Here is a 14,084-nt window from a genome sequence, read left to right as displayed (position 1 = left end):
TCGGGCGCGCCTTTCAGTCGTTACGGAAGGTGGCGGCGAGGCGGGGGGAATGGTAGGCGGAAGAGTCGCCGGATAGCCAGGACGGCAGGTCGGGGGCCTGGGGGCGGGCGCCGCCGGCCAGCAGGACGGCGAGGGAGGCGACGGCCCCCGCCGCGACGATGACCAGCGTGATCCAGATGGCGAGGAGGATGCCCCGGGACAGGTCGGTGCTGGTCATCGCGATGTGCACCAGGACGGGGCCGACGAGGAAGGCGGCCTCCGCGCGCAGCAGTTCCACCAGTGCGAACGTCGGGCCGAGCCGGGTGGACGGGACGCTGAGGCCCGCCATGAACAGCCCGGGGGTGACGCCCGCGCCGGCGCCGAAGCCCAGCAGGACGCCCGCGACCGCCACGACCGGGGTACTGCTGGACGGCTGGAGCCACAGCAGTAACGCACCGCCGGCCAGCACCACGCCCATCCCGGTGAACGCCAGCACGGGCAGCCAGCGGGTGGTCAGCATCGTCTTGAACAGCCAGGCCGCCACCAGAACGCCGGCGACCTGGGTGGCGAGGAGCCCCCCGGTCGCCAGCGGCGTCCGGTGGTCGACCTCCAGCAGGTAGATCACGGCGAGTTCGATCAGCGTGGTGAAGCCGGCGCCGGCCACCATGGCGATGGACACCCCGGTCACGGGGAGGGTGTGGGCGAGGAGTTTCAGCGGCATCAGCGGCCGCGGCTTGCGGTACTGGCGGACCAGGAGGGTGCCGAGCGCCGCCGCGCCGATGAGCAGCGGGACCAGGAAGCCCGCGGAGGTGAACGAGCCGCGGCCCAGCCAGGCGACACCGAGGAACGGCAGGATCGTCGCGCCCGCCGCCACGGGGATGGCCGAGTAGTCGAACCCGATGCGCGGGGACGGGGCGGCGGAGCGCTCGAAGGTCAGCGCGCCCATGAGCAGGCCGGCCGCGCCGAGGCCCGCGATCCCGAGGTACAGGGCGCGCCACGCGTCGAAGCCGGCCGCGACGCCGCCGACGAGCGGCCCCAGCGTGACCATGCCGAACAGCCCGAGGTTGACGAACGCGGCGGTGAGCGGCAGTTTCCCGACGCCGTGGTTGGTGACGAGCGGCGGTAACGCGGCGACCAGCAGCATGCCGGTCGCCGCGCCCTGCAGGACGCGCCCGGCGATGAACACCTCGAGGCCCGGTGCCAGGGCCGCGAGCAGCGAACCGGCGACGAAGCCCGCCTCACAGGACAGGAAGAGGGTCCGGCCCGGTAAGCGCTGGATGAGGTCGGCGGCGGCGACCGCACCGAACGCGTAGAAGGCGTTGGACAGTCCCCCGGCCAGTTGCGTGCCGAAGCGCCCGCCGCCCAGGTCGCGCTCCACCGGCTGCCGCAGCAGCAGGGACGCGGTCGACAGGACGATGAACGGGCAGAGCGCGAGCAGCGCCATCGCGACAGCACCGGCATAGCTGCCGCGCAAGGGGACCCCGGACAGCCGGACTTTCGTCGCCACCATGCGGCGTCGGCTACCCCTGCCTTCCAGGGGTAAACGAGCGGCCGACCGTTCCCCGGCGAATTCCGGCAGGGCGCGGAAAAGGCGCGCCCGGACGGGCCGGGCGCGCCTTTCATCGTGGCGGGGGCGGGATTCGAACCCGCATCACCAGGCTTATGAGGCCTGCATGCTCCCGTTGCACTACCCCGCACCGGCATTTCGATGATAAAAGGCCGGTACGGGGAGGCGCCAATCCTTTTTCCGCCGGACCGCCGCGCGGGCGGTCAGGCGTGGACGCGGGCGTCGGCCTCGATGGCCTCGCGGAGGTGGCGCTCGGCGTCCTCGCTGAGCGAGGTCTGCAGGATCTCGCCGCCGTACGGGGTGATCTGCGGGATGACCTTGTCCGGCGTCACCCGGGTGACCAGCAGGAACAGGGCCGCGCCGCCGGGCTGGAGCTTCGCGCCGAGCTCGCGCATGAACGAGTCGTCCACGCCGACGTCGGTCATCTTGCCGCTCGCGGCGCCGGCGGCGGCGCCGACGGCCATGCCGACCAGCGGGGCGAAGAAGAGCATGCCGAGCAGCCCGCCCCAGACCGTCCCCCAGGCGGCGCCGCGGCCGGTTGTGTTGTGGATCTGGTGGAGTTTGATCCCGCCGTCGAGGCGCTTTTCGACGACGGCGGCGTCGGCGAGCGCGATCACGTTCTGGCGCTGCATGTCGATGAGCCGGTCCCGGACCTCGACGGCACTGTCGACGTCAGGGTAGGCGATGGCGATGAGGTCGCTCATTGATGTGTCCCCCAAGGGTGTGGCACCTGAAAGTTTTTCGGAAATGCCCGCTTCTATGCCCGGCAAGCATCAATGGCGGGAAGTTGCCCATTTCCGGCGCGAACCTTGACCTCAGCAGATCCGGGGCGGGGGGTCGCCCACCAGGAAATCGATGGGGCGGGTGCCGTCGAAGGCCGTCTTCAGCAGGACGGTGCCGGGCGGGTCCTCGTGCAGGTGGCCGATGACGGCGGCGTCCGTGCCCAGCGGGTGGGCGCGTAGTGAGGCCAGCGCGGCGTCGGCGGCTTCGGGTGCGACCACGATCACGGCCCGGCCCTGGCAGGCGACGTGCAGCGGGTCGATGCCGAGGAGTTCGCAGGCAGCCCGGACGGCGGGCCGGACGGGGACCGCGTCCTCGTCCACCACCGCGGCAAGGCCCGCGCCGGCCGCCAGTTCGGCGAGTACCGCCGCCACGCCGCCCCGGGTGGCGTCCCGCATGCGGCGGACGGCTCCCGGGCAGCGGGCGGCCAGGTCGGCGAGCAGGCAGTTCAGCGGCGCGGTGTCGGAGGCCAGGTCCGCCTCGGTGTCGAGGACGTCGAGGTCGCCGCGCGCCAGCATGATCGCGGCGCCGTGCTCGCCGATCGGGCCGGTGACCAGGATCGCGTCGCCGGGGCGGACGTCGTCCGCCGGGGCGGAGTGGACGACGCCCACGCCGGCGGTGGTGATGTAGCAGCCGTCGGCCTGCCCACGCCGGACGACCTTGGTGTCGCCCGTGACGATGTCGACGCCGGCGGCCTCGGCGGCGGCGCTCATCGACGCGGTGATGCGGCGCAGCGACGAGACCGGGAAGCCCTCTTCGAGGATGAAGCCGGCGGACAGGTGCAGCGGCGTCGCGCCGGAGACGGCCAGGTCGTTGACCGTCCCGTTGACCGCCAGGTCGCCGATGTCGCCGCCGGGGAAGAACAGCGGCGACACCACGTGCGCGTCGGTGGTGAAGGCCAGGCCGGCGCCGTTGACGGCGAAGCGCGCCGAGTCGTCCAGGCGGTCCAGGAGCGGGTTGTCGAACGCCTCCCTGAAGACCGCGTCGACCAGGGTGCGGGTGGCCTCGCCGCCCGCGCCGTGCGCCAGGGTGACGGTGTCGTCGCGCAGGCGCGCCCTGCCGCCGCGGGCCCGCGTGGTGCGGTCGAGGACCTGCTCTTCCCGTACGGCCATCAGAGGGCCTCCTGCGTCAGTTCCCAGAGGGCGTGGCAGATCGTCGTCCGCGCCTCCTGGATCCGGTGCGCGGACGACGACGGCACGGTGAACAGGTGGGTCGGGCCGGGCGTCTCCGCCATCCGGCCGCCGGTGCGGCCGGTGATCCCGACCGTCGCCATCCCGCGCCGCGACGCCTCCCGCAGCGCGGCGATCAGGTTGGCGGAGTCGCCGCTGGTGGACAGCGCCAGCGCGATGTCGCCGGGACGCCCGAACGCGGCGAGCTGCCGCGCGTAGACGGCCTCGAAGCCGATGTCGTCGGACAGCGCGGTGACGAGGGCGGCGTCGCTGCTCAGGGCGTGCGCGGGCAGCGGCCTCGCGGAGCCGCCCGGGTTGAGGAACAGTGCGGCGACGTCCTGCGCGTCCGCCGCGCCGGCGCCGTTGCCGAACGCGAAGAGCCGGCCGCCGGAGCGGAAGGCGTCCGCCATCCGCGCGGCGCAGGCGGCGATGCCCTCCCCGTGCTCGGCGAGGACGGCCTCCCGCAGCCGGACGATCTCGTTCGCCTTGTCGGCCGTCGACCGCCGGACGTCCTCCAGCAGGGTGTCCAGCCCCGAGCCGCCCGCGTAGAGGAACGGGTAGAGCATCTCGGTCACGCGACCACCTCCCGGCCCGGCACGTCCGGCTGCTCCAGGAACACGTGGACCAGGTCCCAGAGCAGGTGGTACGCGGTGACGTGCACTTCCTTGACGATGCGCGGGTCGGTGGACGGCACGGCCACCAGGTGGTCGACCGCCCCGGCAACCGCCCCGGCGAGCGCCCCGGCGAGCGCCCCGGTGAGCGCCCCGGTGAGCGCGCCGCCGTCGCCGCCCGCCAGCGCGACCGTGAGCATGCCGCGGTCGCGGGCGGTCCGCAGGCCGTGCAGGACGCCGCCGCACCGTCCGTCCGGCGAGATCCCGAACGCGATGTCGTCCGGGCCGCCGAAGCAGCGGATCTGGTGCGCGAAGACGTCGTCCGGCCCCGGCCCGGCGCACAGGCCGGTGAGGGTCGCGGCGTTGCCGGTGAGCGGCATCGCGGGCAGCGCCCGCCTCCCGGCGATCACCGGTTGAACGAACTCGACCGCGACGTGCTGGGCGTCCGCGGCGGCGGCGCCGCTGCCGAACGCGAGCAGCCGCCCGCCGCGGTGGAAGCGCCCCGCCATGGCGTGGGACGCCGCGGCGATAGCGCCGGCGGCGTCCGCGAGCGCCGCGCCCGGTTCGGCGCGCCGCCGGAACACCTCCGCCACCGTGCCGTCCACCGCGCCGCCCGCCGTGCCGCCAACCGCGCCGCCCGCCGTGCCGCCAACCGTGCCGCTCACCGGTCGGTCCCGGGCGGCGGCGGTGGGATGTCCCGTACGCCGTGCTGCCGCAGCGACAACTCGACGGCGAGGTCCCAGCGGTCCGACAGTTCCGCCGACATCGCGTGCGCGTCGTCGCACATCGCCTTCGCCACCCGCGCCGTCTCGGCGTCCCCGGCGCGCTCGGCGACGCGCCGCAGCATCTCGGCCGCCGCGATCTGCAGGTGCGCGGCGACGTAGGCGTCCCGCATGTGCTTGCCGGCGGCGTCGCGGCGGCTGCGGCCGAGCCCGGCCTCCGCGACGGCGGCGAACAGCCGCCCCGCGTCCCGGACCATGGACGGGGACGAGCCGTGCGCCCGCAGCCGCGCCTCGATCTCGCGCATGTGCAGCCGCGTCGTCTCGGCGAACCGGCCGAGCGGCCGGCAGGCGTCCGGTTCGTCCGCCACCGTCGTCAGCAGTTCGCTCAGTGCGGCCTCGACGTGCTCCTGCAGCGCGTGCGCGTCCTTCAGGTAGCCGACGAGATGCCGGTCGATCGTCGTCATCGCCGGGTTCCGATCATGTGGCAGCGGCGCCCGGTGTCACCTGGGCTCGGAGCCGACGTACCGGCGCAGCACCGGCGTCCGCCCGGCCACCATGACGATCATGGCGAGCACCGACAGCGCGGACAGCGCCACCATCAGCCGGACCATGCGCGGGCCGACCCGCTTTCCCTTCCTCATGACACGACTCCCTCTCTCTGTGCGGTGAGTTCCTTCGCGATCAGCCGCTCGATCAGCCGGACGGTCTCCCCGACCGCCGCGCCGACCGGCGCGCTGAGGTCCATTTCCCAGGTGGCGTCGGCCGCCTGCGCCGACGGCTCGCACGCGACCAGCAGGATCCGCGGCGGGACCGGGCCGTTCTCCCGGGCCAGCCGCAGCACCCGCGCCGGGTCGAGCCCGTGCGCGTCGACCCGGGCGCCGCCGAAGCCGCCCGAGTCCGGGTCGGGTTCGGCGACCGAGACGGTGCCGGGCGCGTCGCCGCGGGCGGCGGCGCCGACGAGGATCGCGGTGCGGTGGCCGTCGCCGAGCGCGCACATCAGGTCGACGCCGCGGATGCCGAAGTCGGTGACGTCCACGCCGTCCGGCACGGGGCGCCGCCGCAGCCGCCGGACGACCTCCACCCCGAACCCGTCGTCGCCGTGGAAGACGTTCCCGATGCCGGCGACGAGCACCCGGCGGGACGGCTCGTCCCGCGGCAGCGGGTCCACCTCGTCCAGGCCGATGAAGAACCGGTGCCCGAGGGCGTCGCGGCCGCCGGGCGCCCCGCCGGGGTCGCCGTCGACCGTGACGAGCAGGTGCAGGCCGCCCTCCAGGTCGTCCTCGACCCGCTCGACGGTGGCGGCGCGGCCGACGATGGCGAGGTCGAAGGCGTCCGCGCCGCCCCGGGGACGCAGCCGGACCCGGCTCCCGGCGGTCAGTTCCCGCCCGCGAACGAGCGCCCTCGCGCTCACCACGCCGCGGTCTCCCGCCGCTCGCCTCCGGCGAGGCCGAGCACGCCGAGGAACAGCAGCCCGTCGCCCTCGGACCCGAAGCGCGGGTCGCCGGGGCCGTCCGGCGCGACCTGCGGCCAGTCGTAGAGGGTGACCGGCGCGGCGAGGACGGTGCCGCGCTCGCCCGGCCGGCCCGCGAGGACGGGCCACAGCCCGTCGCTCCCGCACCCGGCGACGGCGGCGGCGAGCCGGTCGGGCGGGTCGGCGGACGAGGCGAACGCCCCGCCGCGAGCGCTCGCCACGACGTGCGCGCAGAGCATCCCGGCGCGGGCGGCGTCCTCGGGCCCGGCCGCGTCCGCGCCGTTGACGATCTCGATCCGCAGCCGCACGGCGCCGTCCCCCACCGGGACGGCGGACGCGTCGACCCAGCCGGCCACCCGCCTCCACGACCGCCGGAGGCGCGCGCCGCCGCCGATCTCCTCGTCCTCGGCGCCGGGCGGGACCGCGACCGGGATCCGGATGGGGCCGGTCAGCATGCGCCGCACGGAGATCCGGCCGCCGGTGACCTCCCGTTCGCGGGCCTCGTCCCAGGTCGTGAACGTCTCGCCGCCGCGGCGGACGCCGTCCACCGGGGTGTCGCCGTCCATGACCTGGCGGCGCACCGCCTGCAGGAAGCGCAGCGTGATCTCGACGTCGGCGTCGGGCGCCGCCTCCAGGACGACCTCGGCGCAGGCGGTCCACCGGTCGCCGGTGCGTTCGGCGTGGGCGCGCGGGTGGACGCCGCCGATCGTCCACCGGCGGCGGTGCCGCAGCGGCGGCCGGCGGTAGGGCCACAGCAGATGGCCCTCGTAGAGGACCGAGTCCGCGACCGCCCTCACACGGTCCACTCTTCCTCCCCGCGCCGCGCGTCGGCCTTCCTGAGCAGTTCGTCGACCGTGTCGTCGAACGAGGAGTGCGCGCGGCGCGCCCGGTAGTCCGACAGCCGGCCGAAGCACGCGTCGTCCAGCCGGAGCCAGCGGGCGGGGCCGTAGTAGTGGTCCATGAGGTCCCGCCACGCCTGGACGGGCAGCACGCCGGCCGCCGTGTGCCGCCAGGGGGCCTGCCGGGTGCGCAGCGGCCCGTCCCCGCCGGGGTAGAAGACCGTGCCGTCGAAGGCCAGGTCGAGGGGGACGTCGCCGCCGTCGAGCGCGCGCAGGTAGCGGTCGGCGCCGGCCTGCGCGTCGTGCCCGCACGGCAGGGACAGCGTGACCTCCGTCCCGCCGCGGAACGTCGGCACGGTCGCGCCGACGCGCGCCCACGCCAGGGCGTCCAGCGCCGTGTCCCACGTGTCGGGCGTCCCGAACACGGCGGTGAGCCGCTCACGCTCGGCGTCGTCGTGGTCGCGGCGCGACGCCGCGATCGTCGCGGCCGCGGTGAGCATGACGCACTGGACGGGCCCGCCGTCCAGCCGCCGCAGCCCGATCCGCAGGTCCAGCGCCGGCGTCGCCGCGGCCGTCCCGGCCTCGATCCCGAGCAGCTCCAGCCCAAGTTCCGGCGCGCCGCTCATGCCCGCCTCCCGCGCGCGGGTTCGCAGATCATCACCAGAGCGGACTGCCCTGCCGCATCCCCCCGAAACACCACCCGGAAAGCCGCCGCTCCCCGCCCCGGCGTTCGGCAAAGAAACGGTCCGCAGGCGCGGGCGACACCCCCACGACGGCCTTCTGACCTAGGCAAACGACCAGAATTAGGAAGCCCGGCACGAACCCGCTCCGCGCAATGCGGCGTCAATTTCCAGCCAATTGCCCGATTCGCAACCGGCGGCCGCCGCCCGGCCCATGGGGAACCTTTCCTCGGCCATGCCGGACTCCCGACCCCCGCGATGGACGGGCCGTGCGCTTGACCTGGAGCGCGCTCCAGCTTCTAGCGTTCGCTGCGTTCGCCTAACGAGGGAGCACGCGAGGATGCAGTACCGCAAGCTCGGCCGCACCGGTATCGAGGTCAGCGGCCAGTGCCTCGGCGCCATGATGTTCGGTGCCGTCGGCAACCCCGACCACGACGACTGCGTGCGCATCGTCGACCGGGCGCTGGACGCCGGGATCAACTTCATCGACACCGCCGACATGTACTCCGCCGGGGAGAGCGAGGAGGTCGTCGGCAAGGCGATCAAGGGGCGCCGGGACGACATCGTCCTCGCGACCAAGTGCTTCTTCCCGCTGCGCGAGGAGCGCAACAGCGGGGGCGGGTCGCGGCGCTACATCGTCCGCGCCGTGGAGGACAGCCTCCGGCGGCTGGGCACCGACCGCATCGACCTCTACCAGATGCACCGCCGCGACTGGGACACCGATCTGGAGGAGACCCTCGACGCCCTCACCGACCTCGTCCGCCAGGGCAAGGTCCTCCACGTGGGGTCGTCGTCGTTCCCGGCCGACCAGATCGTGGAGGCGCAGTGGGCCGCCGAGCGGAGGGGCGGCGTCCGGTTCGTCTGCGAGCAGCCGCAGTACTCCGTCTTCGCCCGGTCGATCGAGGAGTCCGTGCTGCCCGCCGCGCGGCGGCACGGGATGGGCGTCATCCCGTGGAGCCCCCTCGCGGGCGGCTGGCTGACCGGCAAGTACCGGCGCGGGGAGGAGCCGCCGGCGGGCGCGCGGTTCGCGCACTCCGACAACCCGGCGTGGCGCGGCCGCACCGTCGACGTGGACCCCAGCGCCCCCGTCCGGTACGACGCCGTCGAGCGCCTCGCCAAGATCGCCGAGGAGGCCGGCCTCACGCTGACGCACCTGGCCCTCGCCTTCGTCGGCGAGCACCCGGCCATCACCTCGACGATCATCGGCCCGAAGACACTGCCCCAGCTGGACGACCTGCTCGCCGCCGCCGACGTCCGCCTGGACGCCGCCGTCCTGGACGCGATCGACGAGGTGGTCCCGCCGGGCACCGACATCGCCGGGATCAACCACCGCAGCGGCACCCCGTCCCTGCTCCCCGGCAGCCGCCGCCGCGCGTGAGCAAGCCCCGGCGCCGTCGCGCCGGGGCCGCTCCGGTTACTTGATCAGCGGGTCGCGGGGGAGTTTCAGGATGCGCTCGGCTATCTGGTTGCGGGTGATCTCGGAGGTGCCGCCGGCGATGGACATGCCGCGGGAGCCGAGGCGCATCAGGCCGGCGAACTGGCCGAGGCCCTCGTCGAACGCCGTGCCGGAGCCGGCGAACTCGGCGAGCAGGTCGGCGGTGGCGTGGCCGTGCTCGGCGAGGACGAGTTTGGTGATGTTGCCCTCCGGGCCCGGTTCGCCGCCGGCGACGGCGCGTTCGGCGGAGCGGAGGTTGAGCAGGCGGAGGGCCTGCTCCTCGGCCAGGTAGGCGCCGACGCGCTCGGCGGCGGCCGGGACGCGGTCGCCGTGCCCGGTGTAGAGGGAGACGAAGTCGGGTCCCGGCGGGCCGCCGACGCCGCCGCCGATGCTGACGCGCTCGTTGCCGAGGGTCGCGCGGGCGACCGTCCAGCCCTGGTTCGGTTCGCCGACCACGTCGGCGTCGGGGACGAAGACGTCGGAGAAGAACACCTCGTTGAAGTCGGAGCCGCCGGTGATCTGGCGGAGCGGCCGGACCTCCACGCCGGGGTGCTCCATGTCGACGACGACCATGGTGACGCCGGCGTGCTTGGCCGCGTCCGGGTCGGTGCGGACGGTCGCGAAGCCCCAGCGGCAGTGCTGGGCGCCGCTCGTCCACACCTTCTGGCCGTTGACGATCCAGCCGCCCTCGACCTTGACGGCGCGGGTCTTCACGGCGGCGGCGTCCGACCCCGCCTCGGGCTCGCTGAACAGCTGGCACCAGATCTCGTCGCCGGTGAGGGCGGGCCGCACCCAGCGGTCGACCTGGTCCTGCGTGCCGTGCTGGACGAGGGTGAGGATCACCCAGCCGGTGATCCCGAGCTGGGCGCGCTTCACCCCGGCGGTGCGAAACTCGTCCTCGATGACGAGCTGCAGCCCGGCGCTCGCCGCCACGCCCCACGGGCGCGGCCAGTGCGGCTGGACGTAGCCGGTGTCGATCAGCTTCTGCCGCTGCTCGGCGGCGGGCAGCGCGGCGATCTCGCGGGCCAGCGCGCGGATCTCCGCGCGCCGCGCCTCCGCCTCGGGCGGTAGGTCGAGGGTCGTCTCGCGGACGACGCCCGCGGCCTTCAGGCGGGTCACGTCCCGTTCGGCGGAGTGCGGGTCGAACACGGCCGCCAGCGTCGCGGCGCGGCGCATCAGCAGGTGCGCGTCGTGCTCCCAGGTGAAGCCGATGCCGCCGTGCACCTGGATGTTGAGGCCGGTGTTGGTGGTGAACGCGGGGAGGGCGAGCGCCGCGGCGACGGCCGCCGCCAGCTCGAACTGGTCGGCCGGGCCCGCGGCCGCCCGCGCGGCGTCCCACACGGCGGCCGTGGCCAGCTCGGCGCCGACGAGCATGTTCGCGCAGTGGTGCTTGACCGCCTGGAACGTCGCGATGGGACGGCCGAACTGCTGCCGCACCTTGGCGTACTCGACGGAGTTCTGCACGCATTCGAGGGCGCCGCCGACCGCTTCGGCGGAGACGAGCGTGCGGGCGATGGCGGTGGCGCGGGCCCGCGCGCCGGGCAGGACGTCGGCGGCGGCGCCGTCCAGCGTGACGCGGGCCGAGCGGCGGGCCGGGTCCAGGTTGGCGGGGACCTCGACGGTGACGCCCGGCGCGTCCGCCCGCACGACGATCATGTCGTCGCCGGCCGGGAGGACGAGCAGCTCGGCCAGGCCGCCGCCGAGCACGACGCCCGCGTCGCCGGTGGCGGTGCCGTCGGCGAGGGTCAGTGAGCCGCCGGTGCCGAGCGCCGCCGGGGTCGCCCCGGAGGCGAGGCCGGGCAGCAGCCGCGCCCGCTGCTCGCCGCCTCCGGCGGCCGCGATCACCGCGGCCGCGATCATCGTCGGCAGCATCGGGCCGGGCGCGGCGGCGCGGCCGAGCTCCTCGGCGACCACGACCAGCTCCGGCAGTCCCGCGCCGCCGCCGCCGTGCTCCTCGGGCAGGTGCAGGCCGAGCAGCCCGAGGCCGGCGAACTCCGTCCAGAACGCGGGCAGCGGCTCCTTGTCGGCGTCCAGCAGCGCGCGGTTCGCGGCCCGCGCCCCCTGGTCGCGCAGGAACGCGCGCGCCGTCCGTGCCAGCTCGCGGTGCTCCTCGCTGATGGCGATCGCCATGAACCCTCCAAGCGTCGTTCCGTCCAGTAACCAGAATGGCATTCGGTTGCCGTCCGGGGCGAGAGGCAGCCCCGATCTATCTCAGCGCTTCGGCGAAGCGCATCGACCAAGCGCATCGCCGCGCCGCATCCCGCCCGACCGCCTCAGGCCATCGGGCGGCGCCCGAGGAGGGCCACCAGCCGCGCGCCGTCCCCCGCGCCCCGCGGGGGCTCGACGGGGGCGGCGAACAGCGGGCCGCGCGGCGGCTCGGGCAGCACCAGCGGGCAGACGGCCAGCAGATCCTCGGCCAGCAGCGGCGGGATGGGCCGGTGCTCCCCGGTGGCCTGCGCGATGTCCCAGCCGTGGACGGCGACCTCGAGCGCGCCGGCCCGGGCCAGCACGCCGCCCGCCAGCCGCCGGTCCCCGACCGCGACGACCGGCAGGGCGGCGGACGCCCGCAGCACGCGGACGGCCCGTACCCGCAGCGCCGACACCGGGTCGTCCGGCGGCGTGTACGCGGCCGGTTCCCGCCCGACGCGTCCCGCGCTCATGCCCTCGTGCAGCGCGGCCAGCGACTCGCCGAGGTGCAGCACGAGCATGCCGAGGTCCCAGTCCGCGCACGGCGTCTGGCGCGCGAGCATGTCCGGCGTCACCGCCTGGACGGCCGTCAGCGCGAACCCGACCGCCCGGTCCAGCAGCCTGGCGCCGCACCCGGCGGTCTGGATCGCACACGTCCGCTCGGACATCCGGCCTCCCATCGGAAGGGCGGCCCGCCGAGCGGACCGCCTGTTCTGTGGACTGCCTCCGCATCGCGAATTCATCGGCGCGCCACCGGCTCCCGCGCGGTTGGCGACCGCGGCGCGGCGCCCCGGCCCGAGCGGTCCCGCGGCCGAGTCAGGCGGTGGCCTCGACCTCCGCGCGGGTCAGGACGGGGTCGGGGGCGGTCGGCGCGGTCGAGGCGACCGCGGCCGTGGCGCCCGCCGCGACCCGCGCCTCGGCCTCGCGGAACTCCCGGATCGGGCCCGTCGCGTCGTGCAGCCCGTTGAGGACGAGCCACAGCGTGCTCCGCCGGGCGCGCAGCGCGATCGGGTTCGGCGGCCGGTAGAGGCAGAGCTTCTGCGCCCACTTCGGGAGCATGTCGCGGGCGGCCCAGTCCATGAACGGGCCGCCGGGCTCCCACGGCTTGACCTTGCTGTCGCGGAGGTTCGGCCCGGTCTGGAACGCCTTGATCGGGGTCAGCGCCAGACGCGGCAGGTAGGACTCCAGGCATGCGGCGACCTCGGCCTTGGTCGCGGGCAGGTCGGTGCCGCCGAGGGCCTCGCCGACGCGGACGAACTCGCCGTAGTAGCGGTCGATGTCGCGCAGCGGGCGCCGGTGGTAGCGCTCGTGCGCGGTCGCGAGCCCCCAGACGACGGTGGCGTAGTTCCAGCGCAGCCATTCGGGGTCGTCGGCGTCGTAGGCGAGCCCGTCCGGCCGGGTGCCCTTGATGGTGTGGTGCATCGCGCGGACGGTGCGGGCCAGGCGTTCGGCGGTCGGCGTGGAGCCGTAGGCGGTGCCGATGAAGAACGACAGGGAGTGCCCGAGCCGGACGGCGGCGCCCTCCGGGTCGATGTTGCCGGTCGGGATGCCGTCGACGCGCTCCGGGATGCGCGAGTGGTCGTAGGCCATCCAGCTGATGCTCGGGTCGAGGCCCTCGATGTAGGCGGCGCCGACCAGGCCGAGGATCAGCGTGGGCAGGTGCGAGTGGACGTACCAGACCGCGCTGCCGGGGCCGAACCAGCCGGGGTCGCCCTCCGGCCCGGCGAAGTCCAGGCCCTTGAAGAACCTGGAGCGGATCTCGGTGTCGAAGGCCCGCTCGAACCGCGTCGCGACGGGGTTGGTCTTGCCCTGGCTGGTCTTGCCCTGGCTGGTCCTGCGGTGACTGGTCTCGGCCGGCATCTGCGCTCCCAATTCTGGCTACAACTGTGGCCAGAGTAAGTGTCTGGGTACATCCGTGTCCAGACTCGGGGTGCGCGGCGGGGCCGGGCCGGTATCGTCGGGGCATGGCGAACGCGCGCACGGCCACGGCCACCCGGTGGGCCGGGGTCCCGGCGGGCCGGCGGCGGGACGAGCGGCGCGCCATGCTCGTCCGGGCCGCGTACACGCTGTTCGGGGACGAGGGCGAGGCCGCCCTGACGGTGCGCGCCGTGTGCCGGGAGGCCGAGCTGCACACGCGCTACTTCTACGAGAACTTCGCCGGCACCGACGAGCTCCTCGCGGCCGTCTACGACCGGGAGGCCACGGCCCTCGGCGACGCGCTGGCGGGCGCGCTCGACGAGGCAGGCCCGGGCCCGAACGTCCGCACCCGCGCGGGCATCCGCAGCGTGCTCCGCTTCATCAGCGACGATCCGCGCAGGGGGCGCGTCCTGTTCGCGGAGGCGCGCGGCAACGAGGTCCTCGCCGAGCGGCGCCGCGCCGCGCAGACCGCCCTGCTGGACGGCGTCCTCGCGATGAGCAACATCGAGAACCCGGCGCTCCCGGTCGTCATCGCCGCCACGATGTTCACCGGCGCCATGACCGAGTTGGCCCAGCAGTGGGCGGACGGCCGCCTAGGCGAAGACCTGGACGCGGTGGTGGACAGCGCCGTAGACCTGTCCCTAGCCCTCCACACCACCGCCGCAAAACACGCCTGATTTCGTTGACCTGCGGCGTGTTGTTGTTATGAGGGCCCGCATAACAACAA

At 74.8% G+C, this 14,084-nt stretch carries 15 protein-coding genes and 1 tRNA gene; 2 read left to right on the top strand and 14 right to left on the bottom strand.

The genetic code is table 11. From position 1 onward, the window contains the following. Nucleotides 1-13 precede the first annotated feature (13 nt). From ABZ806_RS33430 to ABZ806_RS33380, 11 genes are all read right to left on the bottom strand, one after another. Nucleotides 14-1,489 (bottom strand): MFS transporter, encoded by a 1,476-nt coding sequence (locus ABZ806_RS33430; protein WP_500221447.1) that lies wholly within the window; start codon nt 1,487-1,489, stop codon nt 14-16. 115 nt (nt 1,490-1,604) lie between these two features. Then, nucleotides 1,605-1,676 (bottom strand) — tRNA-Met (locus ABZ806_RS33425). A gap of 73 nt (nt 1,677-1,749) precedes the next feature. Beyond that, nucleotides 1,750-2,250, bottom strand: a complete 501-nt coding sequence (locus ABZ806_RS33420) for a DUF1269 domain-containing protein (protein WP_500221446.1) — start codon at nt 2,248-2,250, stop codon at nt 1,750-1,752. A 111-nt stretch (nt 2,251-2,361) separates the two neighbouring features. Beyond that, nucleotides 2,362-3,438 carry a hydrogenase expression/formation protein HypE gene (hypE, locus tag ABZ806_RS33415; protein ID WP_500221445.1) on the bottom strand — a complete coding sequence of 359 codons (1,077 nt, stop codon included), beginning with the start codon at nt 3,436-3,438 and terminating at the stop codon, nt 2,362-2,364. Then, entirely contained in the window at nt 3,438-4,061 is a 624-nt protein-coding gene (locus ABZ806_RS33410) for a D-sedoheptulose-7-phosphate isomerase (protein ID WP_500221469.1), read from the bottom strand. The genes hypE and ABZ806_RS33410 overlap by 1 nt, the downstream gene beginning before the upstream one ends. Before the next feature lie 5 nt (nt 4,062-4,066). After that, on the bottom strand, nt 4,067-4,771 hold the full coding sequence (locus ABZ806_RS33405; RefSeq protein ID WP_500221444.1) for a D-sedoheptulose-7-phosphate isomerase: 705 nt from the start codon (nt 4,769-4,771) through the stop codon (nt 4,067-4,069). Then, nucleotides 4,768-5,292 (bottom strand): DUF892 family protein, encoded by a 525-nt coding sequence (locus ABZ806_RS33400; protein WP_500221443.1) that lies wholly within the window; start codon nt 5,290-5,292, stop codon nt 4,768-4,770. Before ABZ806_RS33400 ends, ABZ806_RS33405 begins: the two co-directional genes overlap by 4 nt. Before the next feature lie 36 nt (nt 5,293-5,328). Continuing rightward, nucleotides 5,329-5,469, bottom strand: coding sequence for a hypothetical protein (locus ABZ806_RS33395; RefSeq protein WP_500221442.1), 141 nt, complete (start codon nt 5,467-5,469; stop codon nt 5,329-5,331). After that, entirely contained in the window at nt 5,466-6,242 is a 777-nt protein-coding gene (locus ABZ806_RS33390) for a hydrogenase maturation protease (protein ID WP_500221441.1), read from the bottom strand. The genes ABZ806_RS33395 and ABZ806_RS33390 overlap by 4 nt, the downstream gene beginning before the upstream one ends. Then, nucleotides 6,236-7,105 carry a hypothetical protein gene (locus tag ABZ806_RS33385; RefSeq protein ID WP_500221440.1) on the bottom strand — a complete coding sequence of 290 codons (870 nt, stop codon included), beginning with the start codon at nt 7,103-7,105 and terminating at the stop codon, nt 6,236-6,238. The genes ABZ806_RS33390 and ABZ806_RS33385 overlap by 7 nt, the downstream gene beginning before the upstream one ends. After that, nucleotides 7,093-7,764, bottom strand: coding sequence for a DUF6084 family protein (locus tag ABZ806_RS33380; RefSeq protein WP_500221439.1), 672 nt, complete (start codon nt 7,762-7,764; stop codon nt 7,093-7,095). Before ABZ806_RS33380 ends, ABZ806_RS33385 begins: the two co-directional genes overlap by 13 nt. 394 nt (nt 7,765-8,158) lie before the next feature. Here ABZ806_RS33380 and ABZ806_RS33375 point away from each other — a divergent pair, with 394 nt between their 5' ends. Beyond that, complete coding sequence (locus ABZ806_RS33375; RefSeq protein WP_500221438.1) at nt 8,159-9,196, top strand: aldo/keto reductase; 1,038 nt, start codon at nt 8,159-8,161, stop codon at nt 9,194-9,196. Nucleotides 9,197-9,232: 36 nt separating this feature from the next. Here the strand turns inward: ABZ806_RS33375 and ABZ806_RS33370 are convergent, their stop codons facing one another. From ABZ806_RS33370 to ABZ806_RS33360, 3 genes are all read right to left on the bottom strand, one after another. Continuing rightward, nucleotides 9,233-11,383: an acyl-CoA dehydrogenase family protein gene (locus tag ABZ806_RS33370; protein WP_500221437.1), complete on the bottom strand. Its 2,151-nt coding sequence runs from the start codon at nt 11,381-11,383 to the stop codon at nt 9,233-9,235. A gap of 143 nt (nt 11,384-11,526) precedes the next feature. After that, nucleotides 11,527-12,108, bottom strand: a complete 582-nt coding sequence (locus ABZ806_RS33365) for a TIGR03086 family metal-binding protein (protein WP_500221436.1) — start codon at nt 12,106-12,108, stop codon at nt 11,527-11,529. 148 nt (nt 12,109-12,256) lie between these two features. Next, nucleotides 12,257-13,300 (bottom strand): oxygenase MpaB family protein, encoded by a 1,044-nt coding sequence (locus ABZ806_RS33360; protein ID WP_500221435.1) that lies wholly within the window; start codon nt 13,298-13,300, stop codon nt 12,257-12,259. A gap of 104 nt (nt 13,301-13,404) precedes the next feature. Here ABZ806_RS33360 and ABZ806_RS33355 point away from each other — a divergent pair, with 104 nt between their 5' ends. Then, nucleotides 13,405-14,034 (top strand): TetR/AcrR family transcriptional regulator, encoded by a 630-nt coding sequence (locus ABZ806_RS33355; RefSeq protein ID WP_500221434.1) that lies wholly within the window; start codon nt 13,405-13,407, stop codon nt 14,032-14,034. Nucleotides 14,035-14,084: the final 50 nt, after the last annotated feature.

The sequence above is a fragment of the Spirillospora sp. NPDC047418 genome (assembly GCF_040643275.1).
In the GTDB taxonomy this organism is placed as follows: Bacteria; Actinomycetota; Actinomycetes; order Streptosporangiales; family Streptosporangiaceae; genus Spirillospora.
The sequence above is the reverse complement of the archived record's forward strand: the minus strand, read 5'-3'. Positions and strand labels throughout refer to the sequence as shown.